Raw genomic sequence first — 22,456 nt, 5'->3', positions numbered from 1 at the left:
ACGGGCGGGCCCGGGCATCCTCCACGACGTCACGGACATCCGCCACGTCGTCGCGGACGTCCTCCACGGCGTCACGGGCATCCGTCACGACGTCACGGGCGGGTCGCGCGCTCCAGTTCCAGGAGCGCCGACCGGTATGTGCGGCCGGTGGCCCGGTCCATGCCGATCTCGCACATCCGGTTGGCCGAGAGATGCGCGTCGAAGTGCCGGGCGGTGACCTCCGCCGCCTCGCGCGCCGTGGCCGAGGCCGTCAGCTCCGGGTGCAGCATGCCCCGGTCGCCGGCGAAGGCGCAGCAGCCGGCGTCTCTCGGCACGACGACCTCCTCCGCGCACGCCCCGGCGAGCCGCGTCAGCTCCTCCACGTCACCCAGGTGCCGCATGGAGCAGGTGGGATGGACGACGGCCGAGCCGACCCGGCGGCGCACGTCGAGCCGGGGCAGCAGCTCGTCGGCCGCCCACACCAGCGAATCGACGACGGTCAGCTCCGCGTGCAACTCCCGGTTCTCGTCGGTGAGATACGGCACCACCTCGCGCGCGATGCCGAGCGTGCACGAGGAAGCGTCCACGACCAGCGGCAGCCGGCCCCCGGCCGTCCAGCCCCAGGCGGCCGCCACGATCCGGTTCGCCATCACCTCGGTGCCGCGCTCGTAGCCCTTGGAGTGCCAGATGGTCGCGCAGCACGTGCCGGCCACGTCGTCCGGGATCCAGACCGGCCGCCCGGCGCGGGCCGACAGCGCCACCACCGCCTCCGGCAGCGACGGCCCCCCGTGTCCCTCGTGGCCCCCGTGCGCCTCGGCCTCCGCGGTACTGCCGAAGATCCGGTTCACGCAGGCCGGGTAGTAGACCGCGACGGCGGCCGGACGATGGGTGCGGGGGAGCCGGCGGGGCGCCGCGCCGGGGATCTCGGGCAGCCACTCCGGTACGAGATCGGGCCGCACAGCCTTGCGCGCGAGACCGGTCGCCGACTCCAGGAGCCGGTCGCCGACGCGCCGCCCGGCCGCCACCGCCAGCCGGGCGGACGCTTCGACGGCCCGGAAGTGCTCGGCGGCGAGCGCGGCGATCCGCTCCTCGCGCGGCGAGTGCCGCTCGTGCCGGAAGCGCCTCATGAGGGCCCCGGTGTCGATGCCGACCGGGCAGTCCAGCCGGCACGTGGAGTCGCCGGCGCAGGTGTCGACGGCGTCGTAGCCGTACGACGCCAACAGGCTCGCCTCGACCGGTGATCCGTCGGCCTGCCGCATCATCTCCCGCCGCAGCACGATCCGCTGGCGCGGCGTCGTCGTCAGGTCGTGGCTGGGGCAGGTGGGTTCGCAGAAGCCGCACTCGATGCACGGGTCGGCGACCGGCTCCACGGTGGGGATGGTCTTCAGGCCGCGCAGATGCGCCTGCGGGTCGCGGTCGAGCACGATCCGCGGCGCGAGGACGCCGTCCGGGTCGATGACCTCCTTCGTCCGCCACATCAGCTCGGTCGCCTTGGGGCCCCACTCCAGCTCCAGGAAGGGCGCGAGGTTGCGGCCGGTGGCGTGCTCGGCCTTCAGCGAGCCGTCGAAGCGCTCCACGGTCAGCTTGCAGAACTCGTCCATGAAGGCCGCGTACCGCTCCACGTCCGCCGGGTCGGCGGCGTCGAAGGCGAGCAAGAAGTGCAGATTGCCGTGCGCCGCGTGACCGGCGACGGCGGCGTCGAAGCCGTGCCGGGCCTGCAGTTCGAGCAGCTCCGCGCAGGCTTCCGCGAGCCGGGCCGGCGGCACCGCGAAGTCCTCGGTGATCAGGGTCGTACCGGAGGGGCGGGAGCCGCCGACGGCCGTCACGAACGCCCTGCGGGCCTTCCAGTAACCGCCGATCGTGCGCGCGTCCCGCGTGAAGGCGTTGTCGACGGACGCGACCGGCGCCACCAGCTCGAGCTCCGCCAGGACCCGGGCGGCGGCCTCCTCGTACGCCGCGAGGGCGGTCTTGTCCGGCGCCCGGAACTCCACCAGCAGCGCGGCCGTCTCCCGGGGCAGCTCCGCCCAGTCGGCGGGCACCCCGGGCACGCTCACCGAGGCCCGCAGGGTGTTGCCGTCCATCAGCTCGACGGCGAGCGCCCCCGCGTCGTTGAAGCGGGGCACGGCGGCCGCGGCGGCGGGCAGCGACGGGAAGAAGAGCAGGGCCGTGGCGACCTCGCGGTCCAGCGGGAGGGTGTCGAAGACGAGCTCGGAGATGAAGCCGAAGGTGCCTTCCGAGCCCACCATGAGGCCGCGCAGGATCTCGACGGGGGTGGCACCGTCGAGGAAGGCGTCGAGCCGGTAGCCGTTGGTGTTCTTGATCGCGTATTTGGCGCGGATCCGGGCCGTGAGCTCCGGGTCCGCCTCGATCTCCGACTTGAGGCCCATGAGCCCCGCGCACAGCCGCGGCTCGGCCCGGGCCAGCTCCCCGTCCGCGGCCGGGTCGGCGGTGTCGACGATGGTGCCGCTCGGCAGCACGAAGGTCAGCGAGGCGAGGGTCCGGTAGGAGTTGCGGGTGGTGCCGGCGGTCATGCCGGAGGCGTTGTTGGCGACCACGCCGCCGAGCGTGCAGGCGATGGCGCTCGCCGGGTCGGGGCCGAGCACCCGGCCGTGCGGGGCGAGGGCCGCGTTCGCCCGGACCACCGTCGTGCCCGGCCGGATCCGGGCCCGGGCGCCGCCGTCCAGGACCTCCACGCCGGCCCAGTGGCGGCGCACGTCCACCAGGATGTCCTCGCCCTGCGCCTGCCCGTTGAGGCTCGTCCCGGCGGCCCGGAACACCACCTCTCGGCCCTTGCCGTTCGCGTACGAGAAGATCGCGGACACGTCGTCGACGTCCTCGGCGACCACCACGACCTGCGGCACGAAACGGTAGGGGCTGGCGTCGGAGGCGTACCGCACCAGGTCGGAGATCCTCCCCAGCACCTTCTCCGGACCGAGGAGCGCGACCAGCTCCTCCCGCAGGTGCTTCGGCGTGCCGCGGGCCTGCAGGTCGGGCACCCGGTCGGGCGCCGCCCGCCGCCTCGTACCGGCGCGCAGGGCCAGCGGACTCGGTTCCAGTACGGGCATGGCCAGGGCTCCCCTCCAGTGCGCGGCGTGCCCCGGTCCCGGCTGCCCCGGACTCAGCAGCCGCGCTCCGGCCCCTGGTCGACCAGGGCGGACAGCAGACCTCCGAGCACCTTGCGCTGTTCGACGGTCAGTGGGGCAAGGATGTCCTCTGCGGCCCCACGGCGCGCGCTGCGCAGCTCCCTCAGCGTGTCGCGGCCCGTGTCGGTGAGCTCGATGTGCACCACCCGGCGGTTCGTGGGATCGGGCACCCGGCGCACCCGGCCGGCCGCCTCCAGGCCGTCGACGAGACTGGTGACGGCGCGCGGGACCACTTCGAGCCGGGCGGCGAGATCGGCCATCCGGGGCGGTTCCTCGTAGTGCGCGACGGTGCGGAGCAGGCGGAACTGCGCGGGCGTGATGCCGACCGGCTCCAGATACCGCTTGTGGAGGCGGTGCAGCCGGCGGGTGAGGCGCAGCAGCTGCTCGGCGAGGAGACCGTCGGGGTCGGTGGCGCCGGGTGCGTCCGGTGCGGGGTTGCTCATGACGGAATTTTATCAGGACCTGGTTCATTGTGAGTATAGGTAACAATGAGCTATGCTCTGATGGCCTTTACTGGCACATCCCGAACCCTCGTAGGAGCCCATGCATCCGCACGACGAGTCCACCTGGACACCCCCCGCCCGTGATTCCCGCCGCCCCGAGGAGCCCGCCCAGCTGCGGCGCATCCTGCGGCTGTTCCGGCCCTACCGCAGCCGGCTCGCCCTCGTCGGCCTGCTCGTGGCCGCGTCGTCGCTGGTCTCGATCGCCTCGCCGTTCCTGCTGCGCGAGATCCTGGACACCGCGATCCCGCAGGGCCGCACCGGGCTGCTCAGCCTGCTCGCGCTCGGCATGATCGCCACCGCCGTGGTCTCAGGCGTCTTCGGCGTGCTCCAGACGCTGATCTCCACCACCGTCGGCCAGCGCGTCATGCACGACCTGCGGACCGGTGTCTACGCCCAGCTCCAGCGGATGCCGCTGGCCTTCTTCACGCGCACCCGCACGGGCGAGGTCCAGTCCCGGATCGCGAACGACATCGGCGGCATGCAGGCGACGGTCACCTCGACCGCCACCTCCCTGGTCTCCAACGTCACCGCCGTGATCGCGACCGTCGTCGCCATGCTCGCCCTCGACTGGCGGCTCACCCTCGTCTCGCTGCTCCTGCTGCCGGTCTTCGCCTGGATCAGCCGCCGGGTCGGCCGCGAGCGCAAGCGCATCACCACCCGGCGGCAGAAGCAGATGGCCGCCATGGCGGCGACCGTCACCGAGTCCCTCTCCGTCAGCGGCATCCTGCTCGGCCGGACCATGGGCCGCGCCGACTCCCTGACGAAGTCCTTCGCCGAAGAGTCCGAGCGCCTGGTCGACCTCGAAGTGCGCTCCTCCATGGCCGGCCGCTGGCGGATGTCCGTCATCGGCATCGTCATGGCCGCCATGCCCGCGCTGCTCTACTGGGCGGCCGGCCTCTCCCACGGCATCGGCGGCCCCGCGATCTCCCTGGGCACCCTCGTCGCCTTCGTCTCGCTCCAGCAGGGCCTCTTCCGGCCCACTGTGAGCCTGCTGTCGACCGGCGTGCAGATCCAGACCTCGCTCGCCCTCTTCCAGCGCATCTTCGAGTACCTCGACCTGCCCGTCGACATCACGGAGCCCGCCGAACCCGTCCGGCTCCCGAAGGTCTCCGGCGAGGTCGCCTTCGAGAAGGTCGGCTTCCGTTACGACCCCGAGGGCACGGGGCGCCCCACCCTCGACGGCGTCGACGTGACCGTCCCGGCCGGCGGCAGCCTCGCCGTCGTCGGTCCCACCGGTTCCGGCAAGTCCACCCTCAGCTATCTGGTGCCCCGGCTCTACGACGTCACCGAGGGCCGGGTCACCCTCGACGGGGTCGACGTGCGCGACCTCGACTTCGACACCCTGGCCCGGGCCGTCGGCGTGGTCTCCCAGGAGACCTACCTCTTCCACGCCTCCGTCGCCGACAACCTGCGCTTCGCCAAGCCCGACGCCACCGACGCCGAGATCGAGGCCGCCGCCCGCGCCGCCCAGATCCACGACCACATCGCGTCGCTCCCCGACGGCTACGACACCCTCGTCGGCGAGCGCGGCTACCGCTTCTCGGGCGGCGAGAAGCAGCGCCTGGCGATCGCCCGCACCATCCTGCGCGACCCGCCCGTGCTGATCCTCGACGAGGCGACGAGCGCCCTCGACACCCGTACCGAACACGCCGTCCAGCAGGCGATCGACGCCCTCTCCGCGGGCCGCACCACGATCACCATCGCCCACCGGCTCTCCACCGTCCGCGACGCCGACCAGATCGTCGTCCTGGAGGCGGGCCGCATCGCCGAGCGCGGCACGCACGAGGAACTGCTGGCCCTCGACGGGCGGTACGCGGCCCTGGTGCGCCGAGACGAACGCACGAACGTGGGAGCGGTTGTTCCCCAGAACGTGTGATCGTCCCGGATTTCGTTGCCCAACTCCCGTGTGGCGACTGATGATTACGGTGCGCAAGTGACGGGCTGCAGACCGCGACTGCGCAGTCCCACAGAAAGCTCTGCACGAGGAGAAGCACCACCATGAACGTCATCACCAACCTGCTCGCCGGCGTCGTCCACTTCCTGGGCTGGCTGATCTGACGCACGAGTCACAGCAGGAAGCAGCGCCGTCGGCCCCCCGTCCCAGGGGACCGACGGCGCTGCCGCGTCCACGCCCGGTACGCGCGCCGCGTGCGGCTCCCGGGAATCGGCGTGCGGCCGGGTTAGCGTGCAAACCATGACGTACCGGACCTGGCAGCCCGCACCCCGCCGCCGTCCCCGGCTCACCCGGCGCGGCAGGCTCGTCGTCCTCGTGGGCGCCGTCCTCGGTCTCGCCGCCGCGGTCGCCGTGCCCCTGCTGCTGCTCGGCGGACCGTCCGACCGACCCGCGCCCGAGAAACAGCGCACCCTGCTGATCCCCGAAGGCTGGCGGGGCGGGGAGGTGTACGCGGCCGTCGACCGCGCCCTCGGTCTGCCGGCCGGCACCGCCCGCAAGGCCGCCCACGCCCCGGCCACCGGTCTCGCCCTCCCGGCCGCCGCGGGCGGCGACCCCGAGGGCTATCTCTTCCCGGCCACCTACCCGGTGGGCAAGGCCACCACCGCCGAGGGGCTGCTGCGCTACATGGTCGAGACGGCGGGGAAGCGCTTCGGCACCGCCCGCGTCGCGGAAGGCGCCCGGCAGCACGGGATCAGCGTCCACGAGGCGGTGATCATCGCCAGCATCGTCCAGGCCGAGGCCGACACCGCCGAGGACATGGGCAAGGTCGCGCGCGTCGTCTACAACCGGCTCGCCCAGGGCATGCCGCTCCAGATGGACTCCACCATCAACTACGCCCTCGGCCGCGACACCGTCGACACCAGCCACCAGGACACCCGCATCGACAGCCCGTACAACACCTACGAGCGCCGGGGCCTGCCGCCGTCACCCATCGGAAACCCGGGCGACCAGGCCATGGCGGCCGCCGTCGCCCCCGCGAAGGGCGACTGGCTCTACTTCGTGACCGTCCGCCCCGGCGACACCCGCTTCACCGCCAGCTACGCCGAACACCAGGCGAACGTGGCCGAGTTCAACGAGCGGCGACGGGCTGCGGGGGCGTCGGGATCGGCGGCGACTGCGGAGCCGGCGGGGTGAGCGGGCCCTGCGGGGTGAGCGGATTCCGCACGTGCACCGTGGTCTGCGGGGGCGGCGGCGCCTGCACGGGTAGCGGGTTATGGCCGCTGAGCAGGGCGCGGATCTCGTGCACGGCGGCGCGGCCGGCCCGGTTGGCGCCGATGGTCGAGGCCGAGGGCCCGTAGCCGACGAGATGGATGCGGGGATCCCGTACCGCCCTGGTCCCCTCCACCCGGATACCGCCGCCCGGCTCGCGCAGCCGCAGCGGCGCCAGATGGTCGATCGCCGCCCGGAAGCCGGTCGCCCACAGGATCACGTCCGCGTCCACGGTCCGCCCGTCGTCCCAGGCCACGCCGGTCGGAGTGATCCGGTCGAACATCGGCTGCCGGTCCAGGATCCCGCGCTCGCGGGCGTCACGGATGGCGTCGTTGAGCGGCAGCCCGGTGACCGACACGACGCTCTGCGGCGCCAGCCCCTGCCGTACCCGCTCCTCCACCAGCGCCACCGCGGCCCGGCCCTGGACCTCGCCGAACGGGCCTTCGCGCCACACCGGCTCGCGCCGGGTGACCCAGGTCGTCGCGGCGGCGTGCTCCGCGATCTCCATCAGGTGCTGCGTCCCGGACGCCCCGCCGCCGACCACGACCACCCGCTGTCCGGCGAACGCCTCCGGCCCGGGGTACTGCGCGGTGTGCAGCTGCCGTCCGCGGAAGGTCTCCTGTCCGGGGTAGCGCGGCCAGAACGGCCGGTCCCAGGTGCCGGTCGCGTTGATCAGCGCCCGTGCGGCGTACACCCCTTCCGAGGTCTCCACGAACAGCCGCCCCTGCTCGCCCTCACGCACCGCGGTGACTTCGACCGGCCGGTGGACCCGCAGATCGAAGGTCTCCTCGTAGTCGGCGAAGTAGTCGCCGATCACCGCGGACGAGGGCCGCGCCGGGTCGGCACCGGTCAGCTCCTTGCCGGGAAGCGCGTGCATCCCGTGCACCTTGCCGTACGTGAGCGAGGGCCACCGGAACTGCCAGGCGCCGCCGGGCCGGGGCGCGTGGTCGAGCACCACGAAGTCGCGGTCGGGCTCGTACCCGGTCCGCCGCAGGTGGTAGGCGGCGGAGAGCCCGGCCTGACCGGCGCCTATGACGACGACGTCGATGTTCCGCGCTTCGTGTACCCCGAAATCGTTCACGGTTCCACTAACGGTGCGAGCGGGCGGGATCTTCCCGGGCGTCCGGGTCCGCGCGGAGGGACGTCGTGGCTGCCGGGTCTGTGCGGAGGGACCTCGTGGCTGCCGGGGTCGAGGGGAGGGATGTCATGGCCTCGGCTGTGCGGAGAGATGTGTGGCCACCGGGTCCGCGCGGAGGGATGTCGTCACCTACGGGGCAGGGCGGCCTGATGTCGTAGCCCCCTGTCCCGGGCCGAGGGACGTCGAGGGCAGCAACCTCCGGGCGGCGAGCTCGGGCCGCACGCCCTCCCCGAACCAGTACGCCTCCTCCAGATGCGGATAGCCGGAGAGTACGAAGTGCTCGACGCCCAGGTCGTGGTACTCCTCGATGCGGTCGGCCACGTCCCGGTGGCTGCCCACCAGCGCGGTGCCGGCCCCGCCCCGTACCAGACCCACCCCCGCCCACAGGTTCGGCGCGATCTCCAGGCGGTCCCGGTCCAGCGTGCCGCCGCCGTGCAGCGCCAGCATCCGCTGCTGCCCCACCGACTCGCTGCGGCCGAGCGCGGCCTGCGCCGCCGCCACGGCCTCCGGCTCCAGCGCGTCGAGCAGCCGGTCCGCCGTCGCCCACGCCTCGCGCGCCGAGTCCCGCGAGATGGTGTGCAGCCGGATGCCGAAGCGGACCGTACGGCCCCGCTCCTCCGCGAGCCGCCGGATCCAGTCGATCTTCTCCTTCACCTGCCACGGCGGCTCACCCCAGGTCAGGTACACGTCCGCGTGCTCGGCCGCCACCGGTCCGGCCGCCGCCGACGAGCCGCCGAAGAAGATCTCCGGCAGGGGATCCGGCGGCAGCGCCGTGAGCCCGCCCGCCACGCGTACGTACTCACCCTCGAAGTCGTACGGTTGCCCGCCCCACACCCCGCGCACCACCCGCAGGAACTCGTCGGTCCGCGCGTACCGCCGGTCGTGGTCCAGGAAGTCCCCGTACCGCCGCTGCTCCGCCGCGTCCCCGCCCGTCACCACGTTGAGCAGCAGCCGGCCGCCGGTGATCCGCTGGTACGTCGCCGCCATCTGCGCCGCGAGCACGGGCGAGACCACGCCGGGCCGGAAGGCCACCAGGAACTTCAGCCGCTCGGTGTGCTGCGCGAGCGCCACCGTCGTCAGCCACGCGTCCTCGCACCACGTCCCGGTCGGAGTGAGCACCGCCTCGAACCCCAACTGCTCGGCGGCCTTGGCGATCTGGGTCAGGTAACCGATGTCGGGCGCGCGCACGCCACGGGCGGCGGACGACCGGCCGATGCCGCCGTCGCCGTAGACATGCCGGTCGACGAGGGTACGGCCGTCGCCGCCGGTGGGCAGGAACCAGTGCAGATGGACGGTCATGGGGAACCGGCCTTTCCGGCGCGCGGCGTCAGCACGCCGTGGAAGAAAGGAAAGGGAAAGAGGAGGGGGAGAGAAGAACCCGGGGCGTCAGCGGCCGCGACGACACGCGGCGGAGGCCACCCGCAGCAGGTCGATGTGACCGCGCGTGGTGAGCAGGGCTGGACGCAGCATGCCGCGAACGTAGCCACGCGCTGCGGACCCGGTCAACGGTGTCTCGGAGCGTGGACGCGCAATCCCGCCCACGGACGGCAGGATGACCCCATGGCCTTCGACACCACGATCCTCAGCCTCACCACCGGCTCCACCGAGACCGTCACCGACCTCACCCGGTACTGCGAGGACTTCCTCGCCCGCGCAGCCCAGGGCCGCGACGGCCTCCTCAACCTCTTCGTCCCGCACGCCACCGCCGGCCTCGCCATCCTCGAAACGGGCTCCGGCAGCGACGACGACCTCCTCGCCGCCCTCCACCTCCTCCTCCCCGCCGACGACCGCTGGCAACACCGCCACGGCTCCGCGGGCCACGGCCGCGACCACGTCCTCCCGGCCCTGATCCCGCCCCACGCGACACTGCCGGTGATCGGCGGACAGCTGGAGCTGGGGACGTGGCAGTCGATCTGCCTGGTGGACACGAACAGGGACAACCCGCAGCGTCAGGTGCGGTTGAGCTTCCTGGGCTGATCGAGCCGGTCAGCATTCCCCTCACGCTCCGGCGAAACGGGAGAAAGACGCGCGGCACGACCGTGGAGGAGATCGACCGGCCGTACGACGGCTGCGGAAAGTGCCTGCTCGGAGTACGCCAGGCTGTCGCGGGTCAAGGCCGCCACGACCTCGCCCGAGCGGCAGCGGGAGGGCGTACTGGCCGCGGCGGCGGCTGTCGGTGGGAACATCATCGACTGGGCGGACGACTGGGAGGTGCGCGGCGGCGCCACAGACCCGATGACCCGTCCCAAGCTCGGTCCGTGGCTGCGCGACGAGCGGGGCAATTACGACGGGCTCGTCGCCGCGGCCGTCGACCGGCTCGGCCGTAACGTGGTCGACTGCCTCAACACCGGCTACAAGATGCGGGACGAGGGCAAGCTCCTTGTCACGTACGGGCACGAGGGCGTCTGGAACCTGGACGACCCAGGCGGCGGATGGCGACGACGGCCGCGTCGTCGTCGAGGTGTCCGTGGACGTGGGCCAGCAAGTCGTCCTGGAGATGGCGCAGCAGTTCGTCGGGGTCGTCCTTGGTCCACTGGGGCACCCGCTCGGTGAAGGGGTAGAAGCTTCCTTCGGTGTTGCGGGCCTCGATGACGCCGTCGGTGTAGAGGAGCAGCAGGTCGCCGGCCTCGAACGGGAACGTCTGGACGGCGTAGTCGGCGATGCCGAAGGCCCCGCCGAATCCGATTGGAAGATGGCTCGCCTCGGCCACGAGGGGGATGAGCCGGTCTCCGCGGAGGATGAGCGGCGGTGGGTGACCACAGCTGATGAGATGGACGACCGGATCGTGGTCGGGGATGTCGAGCAGCGCGGCGGTGGCGAAGTCTTCGATGGCGTCCTGCTCCGTCGGTGTCCGCCACTGGGTGCTGTCCCAACGGAACGCGGCGTCCAGGTGGATGGCGAGACGGGGAAGGGTGGCCTGCCGGTGGGCGGCTGCTCGGAAGGCACCGAGCAGCAGGGCGGTGTTGCTGATGGCACCCAGGCCGCTGCCGCGCACATCGCCGATGAGGAGCCGGGTGCTGTGGTGGGAGGTGCGTGCGGCCGCGTACAGGTCTCCGCCCAGGTCGGCTTCTTCCTCGGCAGGGATGTACAGGCCGGCGATCTGCAGCGGGCCGGCGCGGGTGGGCAGTGGCTGCAGCAGCACGCTCTGCGCCGCCTCGGCCACCGACCGCACTTGGTGCAGCTGCCGCTCGCGCCGACCGCGCACTACACAGAGGGTGACGCAGATGGCCGATACGACGATCAGTGCGGCGATCTGGGCCTGGATGTTGGCAGTGTCCCAGACCCCTCTGAGCACGCCGATCAGCATCTGGGCCGCTACGGCAAGGGCCCCCATCAGCGCCGTCACGCGGGCGCCGGCGAAGGCCACGGTGATCGCGGGCGCTGCCACGAGCAGGGGACCGAGGTGGATGTGCTGAGGGGACAGCACGTCCACGACGCACACTGTGACGATCAGCCCGAGCGGGATCATGAGGAGCGCCGGGGCGTGCCCCGGCCGCCAGGAACGCCGGACGTCCAACCATGCTCGAGAGGCCATGCCCCAAGCCTTCCACCCGCCTCCGCACAGGGGGTGGCGCCGCTCCGGGGCCTCCGGTCCGTTGCTGCGCGAGACTGGGCAAGAGCCTGACAAGGTCCCGACCAGCCTGACTCTGCGACTGCAGTCGCGTCCAGTGTCAGGCGAGCTGGTCGGATCGGCTTTTCCAGGTCAGCCCGCGTCTGGGGCGTCGATGATATTGCCGTCCTTGTCGAGCGTGTGGGTGTTCCAGTACACGTCCCACTTGTCGTCGACCTGCCGGGGCACTTTGCCCTCCGGGTATCGCACGAATCCCGCCGGAGGCTCCTGCTTGTCCGAGACGCAGACGGAGCCGGTACCGCCCACGGACAGGGCGGGGTACTCGCCGCTGCTGCAGATGTCCTCCCGGTACTCGACACCCGCGCATCCGGTGAGGGCCACGACTGCGGCCGCGCTCGCGAGAGCAGCAGCCATGAGACGGGTCTTTCCGGGACGCGGGGCAGTGGCGGGCTGGTGCATCTTGCGGGACGTGTGCACGGTGATCTCCTTCTCGCTTGGTCTGGCACCACTCTCGCCACGGAGCGCTGCGGTGGCATGGGTACGCATACTCAAAGGTCTCCGGGTGGATGCTCAACACGCCGAGCCCTGGGGGTACGTCACAGCTCTTGGCATGTCGAGCGGCTGCAGACCTTGCCGACGGGTTGTTGTCACCCCCGCCCCGAAGTGGGAGCCTGCTGCTGGCGGCCGATATTTTGCCGTGATTGCAGTCGGACATGTCGCGCTCGGCGGACCGGCTGTCTTGGTCGACGGGAAGACCGTCGCCGTGGCCCGCACCGCTATTTCTCGCCGGCGGGCGGGGTACTGGCCGCCGCTCGAGGCTGCCTTTGCCCTGCTGCTAGCAAACGTTCCTTCCGGGGGGAAGAGACTTGCCCTGCACGGGGGCACGCCGTTGATCTCGAGGCGGACGCAGGGCGCAGCGCGAAGCCCTGCCCCCGCTGCGGCTCTGTCGGAGGACGGAGGGTCTTGCCCTTAAACGAAATGAGCTGACAACCGAGTTGGCGGTTACTTTCCCCTGCATGGTTTGCATGGGTGGCATGTTTTGCCATCCGCCTTGGATGGGGCGATATTCAGCCACGTCGCGTTCATGCGGCGTTCGCCCCGGCCGCTCACTCTCACGGCCATGAACAAGGCAACCCTCTCCGCGACCGCCGTCGTCTCCGCTCTCGCCCTCGGTCTGCCCCTCGCGCCGGCAGCCGGCGCTGCCGAGTGGGGCCTGCCCGGGAACACCGTCCAGCACCGTTCCGGCCGAGCCATTCCGTTCACCGAGGCCACGGTCACCGCCGGCGCCGACGGCTCGTTCTCCCTCAGCTGGAAGACGGAGGGCGTCACGCGCGTCGAGATCCACGCGAACGGCAGGGTCGTCGCGAGAGGCGGTGCCACCGGCCGGGCCGTGGTCACCGGTCTGCCCGCCGCGGACCGTCAGTGGTTCTGGTTCGAGGCCGATCACGGCCAGGGCCTGCGGCTCGCCGACCGGCTCGTCAAGCTCTCCGGAACGGTCAACCTCCGTGACGCAGGGGGCTACCGCACCGAGAACGGCCAATGGGTCAGGATGGGCGAGGTCTACCGCTCCGACGCCCTGAACAACCTGACCGCCGAGGACCAGGCCAAGCTCCGGCGACTGAACATCAGGACCGTCTTCGACCTCCGCATGGAAAGCGAGCGCGCCAAGGACCCCGACAAGGTCCCGGCCGGTGCCGACTACGTCGTCGCCGACGTCTTTGCGGGCTCGGGGGCCTTCCAGAGCATGCCGAAGAGCCCCGCCGAGGCCGAGCAGATGATGATTGACGCCGAGAAGGTCATGGTCAGCGGCGACGGCGGCAAAGAGGCATACAGCCAGGTGTTCGACGGCATGCGCGAGGACGACGCGCGCTCCGTGCTCTTCCACTGCACCGCCGGCAAGGACCGCACGGGGTGGTCCAGCGCCGCCCTGCTGACCGCCCTCGGCGTGCCGCGGGACACCGTCATGGCCGACTACCTCGCCAGCAACACCTACCGCAAGGCCGCCAACGACGCCCTCCTCGGCCACCTCCCGCCCCAGCAGGCCGCCGTCTACAAGCCGCTGCTCGACGTCCGCCCCGAATACCTCAACTCCGGCTACGACGAAGTCGAGGCGAAGTACGGCACCTTCGACCGCTACCTGAACGACGGCCTCGGCATCGACCGCCGCGAACTCAAGCGCCTCAAGAAAGACCTCCTCATAGGCTAGGCGGTTTCTTTCGGATCATCTTGCTGACCAGATGAAGATGGCGACGATGTGCAGTCCGGCGAGGTAGGTGGTGGCGGTCTTGTCGTAGTGGGTGGCCAGGCCGCGCCACTGCTTGAGCCTGTTGATGCACCGCTCGACGGTGTTTCGCTGCTTGTAGGCCTCGCGGTCGAAGGGCAGCGGGCGGCCGCCGTGCCGACTACAACGACGGCGTGCACCAGGTCGCTGTCTACGTGTACGACGCCAACACTCAGCAGGTCAGCCGGAGTGCCTGGTACTGACCGTCACCCACCAGCGTGCGGTCCGCCCGTTCCCTGCCCCCGGCCGTTGTGGTCGGGGGCAGGGAACGTCAGCTGGGGCGACAGGGCAGTAGCTCGTATTGGGCGAGGCGGTACGGTCCGCATTCCTCACGTTCCGATAGCCGGGTGTACCAACAACTGCCATGGGGGAGCTTCCTTATGGGGGTTGGGTCAGCGGTCGCGGGAGAAGGCGATGCGCGGGTCGACCGGCCGGGCCGCCGCGACGGAGGTGGCGGGAACGGCCACCGGCCGCTTGCCCGGGAGGCCGGCGAGGGCCGGGCTGGTGGCGAGCGCGGCGGCGCTGAGCGGCGAGCGACGGATGCCGACGTTCTGAGCGCGGTCGCGTGACGGGGCCTGCCCGGTCGCGGGATGGCGGCGAGTCGCAACGTCCTGCGCGAGGTGAGGGTGTACGGCGACCTGGACACCGGAACGGTGCAGGGCCAGCGTGGCGTCGGCGACCTTCCCCAGGGCCTCGTCGCGGCCGGTGGTGGAGGGCAGAGTGTAGATGTCCAGGCGGGGGCCGTGTCGCCAGCCGTGGTCGAGCAGGGCGAGTCCGGTGATTCCGGAGGCCCGGTCGTCGATTGCTGCGATGACGCCGAGCCGTGGATGCTCGGCGAACGCGACATCGGGCTCGCCGCGCGGGGTTCGGCCCGGGACGGGGCGAGGCCCGGGTGCGAGGGAGAGGTTGAACACGGCGTCCGTGTCGATTCGGAAGCCGGCGTTGCGCAGCAGCTCGAAGGCCCGGGTAGCGCGGCCCTGCCCGTCACGCTGCTGGTCGGTCAGGGCGTACAGGGTCGGCTCGCCTGGGACGGGGCGGAAGTCGAGCCGCTCCGGGAGCGGCACCTACGAACATCCCGACGAGGGGCAGGAGGAGATCCTTGCCCGCAGCGGGTTTCCCGCATCGAGACCTTCCGCTTCGACCGCACCATCCCCCGCACCCTCGACGAGGCCGTTGGCCTCCAGTTCTCCTACAGCTATTCCACGCCGGCGCTGTTCGGGGACCGCCGCGGCGACTTCGAGCGGGACCTGCGCCAGGCACTCGCCGACCACCAGCCCGACGGCCAGTTCACCGAGACCGTCCGCACCGAAGCCCTTATTGCCACCCGCCCGGCTGGACCGCTGCGCGTTCAGCCGGCGTGGCGGAAGCGGCGGCGGTACTCGCTGGGGGTGAGTCCGAGGCGCTTGCGGAAGACCCGTATGAGGGTGTCGGTGCTGCCGAACCCGCACGCCGTGGCGATCCGGGGGAGTGTCTCCTCGGTGGCTTCCAGGCGGTTGCGGGCGAGCTCGATCCGCGCGGTCTCGACGTAGGCGGCCGGGGTCATGCCGGTCTCGTCCTTGAAGATGCGGGTGAGCTGGCGCTCGCCGATGTGGGCGTGGGCGGCGAGTTCCGTCATGGTGATCTTCTGGTGCAGGTTCGTGGTGACGTAGTGCCGGAGGTCGTCCATGCGGCGGCTGGTGTAGGCAGGTTCGATCGGCACGGAGAACTGTGACTGTCCGCTGGGGCGCTTGAGGTACATGACGAGCTGGCGGGCGACGCCCATGGCGGCGTGCTCGCCGAAGTCTTCGGCGACGAGGGCCAGGGCGAGGTCGAGGCAGGCGGTGATGCCGGCGCCGGTCCAGACGTTGCCCTGCCTGATGAAGATCGGGTCGGGGTCGACGTCGACGCCGGGGTAGCGGGTGGCGAGCTGTCGGGCGGTCGACCAGTGGGTGGTGACCCGCTTGCCTTCGAGGAGGCCGGCCTCGGCGAGGAGGTGCGCGCCGACGCAGACGGAGGCGACGCGGCGTGAGCGGTAGGCGAGCCTTCGGACCCAGGCGACTACGGCGGGGTCGATCACTGGGTGTATGCGGTGTTCGCGGTCGATGGTGACGGATCCGGGCACGATGAGGGTGTCGATGCGTCGTTCGGCAATGTCGGAGAATGCGACGTCCGGTATGAGGCGGACGCCTGCGCCGGTGGTGACGGGGTCGAGGGTTTCCGCGGCGAGTTGGACCCGGTATCCGGGGTCTTTCTTCAGGTCACGGCCCAGGAGTGCGAAGACTTCTGGTGGGCCGGTGACGTCGAGGAGGTCGACGCCGTCGAAGATCATGATCGCTACGAGTCTGGACCCCAGCATGTCCGGAATCCCCCATTCCGCTAGGTGTCGTGTCGGTTTCTGCAACTTATCCGACATGGGTTCGATTCAGCCAGCCCCTACGGTGGGGAACGTAACTCGCCGCACACGGTGCCGAGTTAAACCTTCGATCTTCGAACCACCCACAGGAGAAGCACACCCATGCCGTCCACCACGCTCCGTGAGCTCAACCAGTTCGACCAGACCCCCGCCACCCTCGCCAACTCCACCGTCATCCTCGTGGACTACCAGAACACCTACACCCGCGGCGTCATGGAACTCGACGGCTGGCAGCCCGCGCTCGACGCCGCCGCCACCCTCCTCGCCAAGGCCCGCGAGGCCGGCGCCACCGTCATCCACGTCATCAACGACGGCGGCGAAGGCACCCCCTACGACATCCGCGCCGAGATCGGCCAGATCCACCCCGCCGTCGCGCCCATCGAGGGCGAGGCCACCATCGTCAAGACCGTTCCCGACGCCTTCCGCGACACCAACCTCGGCGACCTCGTCGACGCAGCCGGGAACAAGGACGTCGTCATCGCCGGGTTCATGTCCCACATGTGCGTCCTGTTCACCGCCCAGGGCGCGTTCCTGCGCGGCAACCGGCCCACCGTCGTCGCCGACGCCACCGCCACCCGCACCCTGAAGTCCGCGGTCGCAGAGGTCTCCGCCGAGCAGCTGCACCACGGCGCGCTCGCCACCATCGACGACCTGTGGGGCGTCGTCGTCCCCACCACCGCCGACCTCGGCTGAGCCACCCCCTGAACGTCGCTGCCAGACCCAACCCCCAGAACTCGCGCTCTGGCCCGAGTGCCACCACACCCGGCACGCCCGGGCCCGGCAGCGACACCCCCACCCCCCACCCCGCACCACCCACCACCCACCACCCAGCACCCCGCACCACCGCTCTGGCACACCCCCGGCCAGACCACGGGACCGCCACGCCCACACGGCACCCGCGCCCCCTCACCGGCGCACCACGGCCCCGCGCCTCGCTTCCCCCCACAACGGCACCACCGCACAGCCGCCCCCCAAGCCGGCCCGTGCGCCAAGGCCGCTCACGACCGACCCACCCACGGAAGCACCAGGGGAAAACTCATGACCACCCGCCGTAACTTCATCGGCACCGCGACCGCGATCGGCGCCGGAACTCTCCTCGCCACCGCGACCGCCACCTCGGCCTCCGCCGAAACCGCGCCCACGACCGACGGCGCTGCCCCCGCCATGACGAAGGACGAGGCGCGCACCGCGATCCTGAACGTCAACGCCGGGATGCGAACCCGCTACAAGTCCCTCAAGGACGAACTCCAGAACAAGCTCTCCCCGGTCATCGTCGTGACCAACGGTCCCGAGGGCGGCACGTACTATCTGGTCGAGAACGGTGTCGTGGTCGAGCAGACCGCGCCGATCGACCAGATCTTCCAGCTGGCGAAGTCGATCGCCCACACCCCGCTCGGCACGTTCTCCGTCCTCGCCCGCTACCTCAACAAGCGCGTCCCCGACTGGCACCTCAAGGCCGGCGACATGGACGCCCACGACCTCGAATCCGTCGCCATGGTCGGCCCCGAGTCCACCGCCTGGGTCGACCCGCTGCGCCAGTGGCGCGACGTCCTGATCAGCGGCCGGAACGCCCTCAAGCCCGCCGGCCTGCCCGACAAGCTGGAGAAGTCCTCCCGCGCGATCCTCACCTCGCTGATCGACTTCTGCTCCAACGCCATCGACAACCGGTCGTTCACGATGAAGCAGTTCGAGGACGCCACCGGCGCCGTCTACGGCGACATACGCACGAACATGTCCTACGCCGCGAAGGTCCAGATCGACGCCGTCAACGCCCTCATGACCCGCTGGAAGAACCAGCTCGGCGCCCGCTGGAACGACGTCTACATAGCAGTGTTCTCCATGTGGACCACGTCGGTCGACAACCAGAACACCATCATCATCCGCCCCCACATGAACCCCGACCGCGCGGCGACGCACCTGATCGACATCATCAGCGACCAGCTGCCCGTCACCGACCCCGTGAACGTGGCGCTGGAGAACATCGCGCGCATCGTCCAGGACAACATCGCCGCGGAGATGGTGTTCTCCGCAGACCAGAAGGTCGCCTCCAGCCTGAAGGGCAAGCAGGACCTGCTGTCCGAGGAGATCCTCGGCCAACTCGGCGGCACCGCCGCCGCCCCCTCTGACACCGGCGGCACCGCGACCGCCGCCGCGTTCCTCACCGGCACCGCCGCCAAGACCGGCGGCTGCCCCCTCGGCCACGACACGGTCAGCGTCTGACCCAAGGACACCGTGTGCGGGCCGGGGACGGCCGGCCCGCACACGGCCCGTGAGACGGCGCCCTCCACACGGCCCACCCCACCCGGGGCAAGGCCCCCTGACGGAGGGCGCCGTCTCCTCGTTTCCGGCCCCTGCCACGACCCGGCACCCGGGCCACCACATGCTTCACACCGGGGGAACACCCGCTATGCCCACCACCACGACCAGACGCCACGCCACCCGCATATGGGTACTGCTCGGCCTCATCCTGCTCACCGTGAACCTTCGGGCCGCGATCACCTGCACCGGCCCGCTGCTCACCGACATCCAGCACACCCGCCACCTCACCGGCCTCCAGCTCAGCATCCTGACCACTCTGCCCGTGCTATGCCTCGGCGCGTTCGCCGCATGGGTGCCGGCTGTCGCACGGCGTACCGGCACCGAGCCCGCGATCACCGGCGCGCTGCTGCTGATCGCCGTCGGCATCACCCTGCGCGGCCTGCCCTACACCACCGCCCTCTTCGCCGGGACGATCATCGCCGGCGCGGGGATCGCCACCGGCAACGTTCTCGTCCCCGCCGTCGTCAAGGAACGCTTCGCCCACCAGATCGGGCGGGCGACCGGCCTGGCGATGACCCTTATGGCGTCAAGCGGCGCAGTAGCCGCGGGCATAGCCGTGCCCGTCGGACGCCTCGCCGGATGGCAAGCGGCCATGGCCGTCTGGGCGGCGCCCGCCGCCGCCGGTGCCGCACTGTGGGCCGTCCTGGCCACACGCCACCACGGCCCCGGCTCCGGCACCCAGCGCCCCGCAGCGGGCCGCCACGAAGGCAGCCTGCTGCGGTCCCCGCTGGCGTGGGCGGTCGCCACCTTCCTCGGGATCGTCTCCCTCATGTTCTACGCGCTCGCCGCATGGCTGCCCGAGATCATGCAGGCTGACGGCTACAGCAAGACCACCGCCGGCGCGATGGTCTCCGTGATGCTCACCCTCGGCATCCCCATGGGCTACGTCATGCCGGTGATCGCCGCCCGCCTCCCGCAACAGCAGCCCCTCGTCCTCGCACTGGCCGCCATCAAGATCACCAGCCTCGCCGGAATCCTCACCATGCCCTCGCTCGCGTGGATGTGGGTATGCATCCTCGGCCTCGCCACCGGCAGCGCCTTCCCCCTCGCCATGACCCTCCTCACCCTGCGCTCACCCAACCCGGCCGTCGCCGCACGCCTGTCGGGCATGGCGCAGACCTTCGGCTACCTCCTCGCCGGCACCGGCCCCGCCACCCTCGGACTCCTCCACACCCTCACCGACACCTGGCAGATCCCCCTCCTGCTGCTCCTCGCGCTCGTCGTCCCCGAAACCGCGGCCGGCCTGGTCGCGGCCCGACCGCTCCTCGTCGACGAGCCCACGCCCGCAGCAGCAGAACCGGCCCGGGAGAAGACCCGCGTCAGCTGAACCGACCGCGTACCGGCCGTCGCCGAAGGTCTTGTCGGTGGCGCCCGTACGGTCGGCACCACACCCGCACCACCACGCCGACCTGGAGGGGGAGACGATGGAGGACGGCGTACACGAGGAGCTGCCCACACGGTGGGGGGACTGGTACAGGAAGCTCCGCTCCGGCCCGGGGGTGGACCTCGAACGCGAGTGGATCCGCCGCGTTCCCTGCTCCACCTGCAAGGCCCCGGAGAAGCGGGCCTGCCGTACCCCGGACAACGGATATGGCACTCGGTGTGTGTCGTGGGGTGAAGGATGCCCTGCACCAGCCATCGCCTGACCAGCGAGAGGAGTGAATCCCTGTGATCACCGCTGACGACTTCCTCACGCTTCTGGTGGATCGTGTGCCTGAGGCGAGACCGTTCGTGGAGGAGAGGTACGAGCTTCGGCCGGACGAGGCGCCGCCGACGACGGACACGGGCTTGGACCTCTACGGCAATCTGCTCCATCTGCTGAACTGGCCAGTTCAGCAGCCTGCCCTGGAGCAGGAGGTTCTCGATAGAGACCTGCTGCGGCGGAGTTTCGACCTGGTAGAGGACATCTACGACATCCCCCAAGAGTCCTCGCAGAGTTCCGTGTACTTCACGGTGCCGGAAGGTCTGCTCGAATCCCCTCGATATCCGGCGGCCGCGATCCCGTTCCTGAAGGGGGGATTCGGGACCGAGTGTCGAGCAGGCTAGAGTATCACAAGGTGGAGGGGTACGAGCGCGGTCTTCCGCCCATCTGACGAGACGCCGACGCGGCGCCCGGAGAACCGGGCGCCGCGTCGGCGTTTGCGCTGCTGCCCAAGAGATCGACAGCCGCAGGCGGCCCTCGGTTGATCGGACCCTCGATTCGCGGGTGTCAGTTTCTGGAGACTGCTCGGCCTGGTGAGCAGGTCTGCGGGCATTGCTGCCACCCCGCTGGGCTTCACCCTTGCCTCTCCGCCCGCCGTCCGACGCCGCGGAGGCTGCGACGCCGGGTCCGGGGCAACGTAGGCTCGGGGTTGGCTTAACGGAGGTTGGCGGAGTCAAGGGGTAGCAACCGAGACAACCCCCTCAGCGACCTCATATCCCACTTGCTGCAATGTGGTCGCATCTGCTGGGTGGAAGGCCGACGGCTTCGTCCTCCAGTTCGCTCACCCGGCGCAGAAGGCAGGCCGCGACCTGGCGTCTATCAAGGCCGGCGCGCCCCTGTCGTACGTCACGGTCGACGATGCCTCGCGCCCCTGGCGCACGCGCGTGACCAGTGCCGCGGCACGGCTTCGTCGCAACCCTGCCATGTCTGGCGAGGAGGCGCTGTGCTGCGGTCTCGGTGAAGGGTACGTAGTCCGGACGAGAATGCCGTGTTTCCTCAGCCTGGCCTGAATCGTGCCCCCGTTCAGTAGACCGAGACCCGCTGTTTCGTAGGCCCGGGCATCCAAAGAAGGCATGGACACCGGCCTACGACTCCGGCGGCACCGAGCGGCCCGGCGCCTGGGGGGGGCGGAGATCAACGAGATGCCCCACCGCTCCTTCTGGCCGAAGAGCATGCGACTGGTCGTCCAAAAGGAAGGGCCCCCATCCCGGTGCCCAGTTACGCTTCACCGACCTGGATTGCCTGCGGCTGACCTGCCTCGCCACCAACACCAAGGGCGGCCAGCTCGCCGACCTGGAACTGCGTCACCGAAGGCGGGCCCGCTGTGGGGACCGATCCGCGCCGCCCGCGACACCGGCCTGCGCAACCTGGCCCTCGAATTAGTACTCCAGCTGTAGATCCTGACCTTGCCTGGTGCGAATCAACTGGGCGACCGATCCAGATCATGGAAGGATGCCTGTTTCAGGACAGGGGAATCGGGGTGGCATGGGACTGGACTACAGCTACGAGATTTTCATGCCCCTCGGAACGTTGGGAGGGCACTGACCCGACTGGCCGCGCTCGCCCCCCAAGGCCGCGATATGCCGCCGCTTCGGGTGACCCTGCCGGGCGGAGAGCAGTTGATCCTGCCGTTCACCTCGAACTTCAACAGTGAACCGGTCGACTGTTCAGCAGGCGGCACGCTCGAACTGGACACCTCGATTGTCATCGGCGTCGATGACGCGATGCGCGAGTTCTTCCTCCGCGATTCCGACAGGGTCGACGAGCGGGGACGAGTGTCGGTCGGGTACATCTACCTGACTGTCAGGTTCTCCCCCGCATGGCACCCAAATTTCGCGTCACTGCAGTTCACAGCCGCTACCTCGAGCATGAGCCGGATGTTCGTGCAGTCCGCGAACGTGAGGAAGGTGTTCACCGACCTCACCGCCACCACCGGTGGTGTGTGCTGCCTACTCGACACCGAGACCGACATCTTCGACATCTGCTGGCTCAACGGTGAGACGTTCAGTGGCGAGACTGTTCCTGGCGCCCGGTTCTCGCGCTTCCACGATCTCGTCGCCGCCTGGCGCGAGCCAGTGGAGTTGAACGGGACGACGCTCGCACGGATACGGCATACCTGCCCGATCAACGCTCAACTGACCAACCGAGGCGCTCAGTCACTGAGTGAGGCCGGTCCACAGATGGAGACGGACCACCATTGATCATCGTTGGTTGTGCGGACAAACGAAGATCAGCCGGTGGCGGTGGGCCACAGCGTTGGCCCTG

At 70.6% G+C, this 22,456-nt stretch carries 17 protein-coding genes and 3 pseudogenes; 11 read left to right on the top strand and 9 right to left on the bottom strand.

Features of this window, described 5'->3' with window-relative positions; translation table 11 throughout:
• Positions 1–92: 92 nt before the first annotated feature.
• Together ACIRSU_RS04845 and ACIRSU_RS04840 are read right to left on the bottom strand one after the other, a co-directional pair.
• A complete protein-coding gene (locus tag ACIRSU_RS04845) occupies positions 93–3,044 on the bottom strand; it encodes an FAD-binding and (Fe-S)-binding domain-containing protein (protein ID WP_403789224.1) in 2,952 nt (983 codons plus the stop codon).
• A gap of 53 nt (positions 3,045–3,097) precedes the next feature.
• Positions 3,098–3,565, bottom strand: a complete 468-nt coding sequence (locus tag ACIRSU_RS04840; RefSeq protein WP_403789223.1) for a MarR family winged helix-turn-helix transcriptional regulator — start codon at positions 3,563–3,565, stop codon at positions 3,098–3,100.
• Between the two features lie 100 nt (positions 3,566–3,665).
• Between ACIRSU_RS04840 and ACIRSU_RS04835 the strand changes: the two genes are divergently transcribed.
• A complete protein-coding gene (locus ACIRSU_RS04835) occupies positions 3,666–5,501 on the top strand; it encodes an ABC transporter ATP-binding protein (protein WP_403789222.1) in 1,836 nt (611 codons plus the stop codon).
• 318 nt (positions 5,502–5,819) lie between these two features.
• Positions 5,820–6,713 carry an endolytic transglycosylase MltG gene (gene mltG, locus ACIRSU_RS04830; protein WP_403789221.1) on the top strand — a complete coding sequence of 298 codons (894 nt, stop codon included), beginning with the start codon at positions 5,820–5,822 and terminating at the stop codon, positions 6,711–6,713.
• Here the strand turns inward: mltG and ACIRSU_RS04825 are convergent.
• Together ACIRSU_RS04825 and ACIRSU_RS04820 are read right to left on the bottom strand one after the other, a co-directional pair.
• Positions 6,649–7,869, bottom strand: a complete 1,221-nt coding sequence (locus ACIRSU_RS04825; protein WP_403789220.1) for an NAD(P)-binding domain-containing protein — start codon at positions 7,867–7,869, stop codon at positions 6,649–6,651. The genes mltG and ACIRSU_RS04825 overlap by 65 nt on opposite strands.
• Before the next feature lie 186 nt (positions 7,870–8,055).
• The gene (locus tag ACIRSU_RS04820; RefSeq protein ID WP_403789219.1) at positions 8,056–9,225 is read right to left on the bottom strand and encodes an LLM class flavin-dependent oxidoreductase; all 1,170 of its coding nucleotides are present in this window, start codon (positions 9,223–9,225) and stop codon (positions 8,056–8,058) included.
• Positions 9,226–9,486: 261 nt separating this feature from the next.
• Here ACIRSU_RS04820 and ACIRSU_RS04815 point away from each other — a divergent pair, with 261 nt between their 5' ends.
• Positions 9,487–9,903: a YjbQ family protein gene (locus tag ACIRSU_RS04815; RefSeq protein WP_403789218.1), complete on the top strand. Its 417-nt coding sequence runs from the start codon at positions 9,487–9,489 to the stop codon at positions 9,901–9,903.
• 123 nt (positions 9,904–10,026) lie between these two features.
• Positions 10,027–10,257, top strand: a pseudogene (locus ACIRSU_RS04810) (recombinase family protein); the annotation flags it as partial.
• A gap of 52 nt (positions 10,258–10,309) precedes the next feature.
• Here the strand turns inward: ACIRSU_RS04810 and ACIRSU_RS04805 are convergent.
• Both ACIRSU_RS04805 and ACIRSU_RS04800 read right to left on the bottom strand, forming a co-directional pair.
• Positions 10,310–11,461 (bottom strand): PP2C family protein-serine/threonine phosphatase, encoded by a 1,152-nt coding sequence (locus ACIRSU_RS04805; protein ID WP_403789217.1) that lies wholly within the window; start codon positions 11,459–11,461, stop codon positions 10,310–10,312.
• A 168-nt stretch (positions 11,462–11,629) separates the two neighbouring features.
• Entirely contained in the window at positions 11,630–11,911 is a 282-nt protein-coding gene (locus ACIRSU_RS04800; RefSeq protein WP_403789216.1) for an SCO0607 family lipoprotein, read from the bottom strand.
• 706 nt (positions 11,912–12,617) lie between these two features.
• On the opposite strand from ACIRSU_RS04800, the gene ACIRSU_RS04795 reads away from it, so the two are divergent.
• Complete coding sequence (locus ACIRSU_RS04795) at positions 12,618–13,703, top strand: tyrosine-protein phosphatase (protein WP_403789215.1); 1,086 nt, start codon at positions 12,618–12,620, stop codon at positions 13,701–13,703.
• A gap of 15 nt (positions 13,704–13,718) precedes the next feature.
• Here ACIRSU_RS04795 and ACIRSU_RS04790 read toward each other — a convergent pair.
• From ACIRSU_RS04790 to ACIRSU_RS04780, 3 genes and pseudogenes are all read right to left on the bottom strand, one after another.
• Positions 13,719–13,895, bottom strand: a pseudogene (locus ACIRSU_RS04790) (IS5/IS1182 family transposase); the annotation flags it as partial.
• Between the two features lie 275 nt (positions 13,896–14,170).
• Entirely contained in the window at positions 14,171–14,842 is a 672-nt protein-coding gene (locus ACIRSU_RS04785) for a hypothetical protein (protein WP_403789214.1), read from the bottom strand.
• Between the two features lie 284 nt (positions 14,843–15,126).
• Positions 15,127–16,113, bottom strand: a complete 987-nt coding sequence (locus ACIRSU_RS04780; protein ID WP_403789213.1) for a GlxA family transcriptional regulator — start codon at positions 16,111–16,113, stop codon at positions 15,127–15,129.
• Between the two features lie 159 nt (positions 16,114–16,272).
• Between ACIRSU_RS04780 and ACIRSU_RS04775 the strand changes: the two genes are divergently transcribed.
• The 6 genes and pseudogenes from ACIRSU_RS04775 (at position 16,273) to ACIRSU_RS04750 (ending at position 22,392) form a co-directional block, all read left to right on the top strand.
• Positions 16,273–16,863: an isochorismatase family protein gene (locus tag ACIRSU_RS04775; RefSeq protein ID WP_391916942.1), complete on the top strand. Its 591-nt coding sequence runs from the start codon at positions 16,273–16,275 to the stop codon at positions 16,861–16,863.
• Between the two features lie 345 nt (positions 16,864–17,208).
• Positions 17,209–18,390, top strand: coding sequence for a hypothetical protein (locus tag ACIRSU_RS04770; protein ID WP_403789212.1), 1,182 nt, complete (start codon positions 17,209–17,211; stop codon positions 18,388–18,390).
• A 187-nt stretch (positions 18,391–18,577) separates the two neighbouring features.
• Complete coding sequence (locus tag ACIRSU_RS04765; protein ID WP_399833126.1) at positions 18,578–19,816, top strand: MFS transporter; 1,239 nt, start codon at positions 18,578–18,580, stop codon at positions 19,814–19,816.
• 341 nt (positions 19,817–20,157) lie between these two features.
• A complete protein-coding gene (locus ACIRSU_RS04760) occupies positions 20,158–20,535 on the top strand; it encodes a hypothetical protein (protein WP_403789210.1) in 378 nt (125 codons plus the stop codon).
• A 718-nt stretch (positions 20,536–21,253) separates the two neighbouring features.
• Positions 21,254–21,567: pseudogene (locus tag ACIRSU_RS04755) on the top strand (IS1380 family transposase); the annotation flags it as partial.
• A 219-nt stretch (positions 21,568–21,786) separates the two neighbouring features.
• Complete coding sequence (locus ACIRSU_RS04750) at positions 21,787–22,392, top strand: hypothetical protein (RefSeq protein ID WP_403789208.1); 606 nt, start codon at positions 21,787–21,789, stop codon at positions 22,390–22,392.
• The last annotated feature ends 64 nt before the right edge of the window (positions 22,393–22,456 follow it).

It is taken from the genome of Streptomyces sp. NPDC101160 (assembly GCF_044768205.1).
Taxonomy (GTDB): domain Bacteria; phylum Actinomycetota; class Actinomycetes; order Streptomycetales; family Streptomycetaceae; genus Streptomyces.
Note: the sequence above shows the minus strand (reverse complement) of the source record. Positions and strands in the feature narration are given on the sequence as shown.

Coding starts and splice junctions, on each gene's coding strand:
- ACIRSU_RS04835 (WP_403789222.1), top strand. CDS start 3,666: ATGCATCCGCACGACGAGTCCACCTGGACACCCCCCGCCCGTGATTCC.
- ACIRSU_RS04800 (WP_403789216.1), bottom strand. CDS start 11,911: ATGGCTGCTGCTCTCGCGAGCGCGGCCGCAGTCGTGGCCCTCACCGGA.
- ACIRSU_RS04765 (WP_399833126.1), top strand. CDS start 18,578: ATGCCCACCACCACGACCAGACGCCACGCCACCCGCATATGGGTACTG.
- ACIRSU_RS04795 (WP_403789215.1), top strand. CDS start 12,618: ATGAACAAGGCAACCCTCTCCGCGACCGCCGTCGTCTCCGCTCTCGCC.
- ACIRSU_RS04770 (WP_403789212.1), top strand. CDS start 17,209: ATGACCACCCGCCGTAACTTCATCGGCACCGCGACCGCGATCGGCGCC.
- ACIRSU_RS04820 (WP_403789219.1), bottom strand. CDS start 9,225: ATGACCGTCCATCTGCACTGGTTCCTGCCCACCGGCGGCGACGGCCGT.
- ACIRSU_RS04840 (WP_403789223.1), bottom strand. CDS start 3,565: ATGAGCAACCCCGCACCGGACGCACCCGGCGCCACCGACCCCGACGGT.
- ACIRSU_RS04805 (WP_403789217.1), bottom strand. CDS start 11,461: ATGGCCTCTCGAGCATGGTTGGACGTCCGGCGTTCCTGGCGGCCGGGG.
- ACIRSU_RS04775 (WP_391916942.1), top strand. CDS start 16,273: ATGCCGTCCACCACGCTCCGTGAGCTCAACCAGTTCGACCAGACCCCC.
- ACIRSU_RS04815 (WP_403789218.1), top strand. CDS start 9,487: ATGGCCTTCGACACCACGATCCTCAGCCTCACCACCGGCTCCACCGAG.
- ACIRSU_RS04780 (WP_403789213.1), bottom strand. CDS start 16,113: ATGCTGGGGTCCAGACTCGTAGCGATCATGATCTTCGACGGCGTCGAC.
- ACIRSU_RS04845 (WP_403789224.1), bottom strand. CDS start 3,044: ATGCCCGTACTGGAACCGAGTCCGCTGGCCCTGCGCGCCGGTACGAGG.
- mltG (WP_403789221.1), top strand. CDS start 5,820: ATGACGTACCGGACCTGGCAGCCCGCACCCCGCCGCCGTCCCCGGCTC.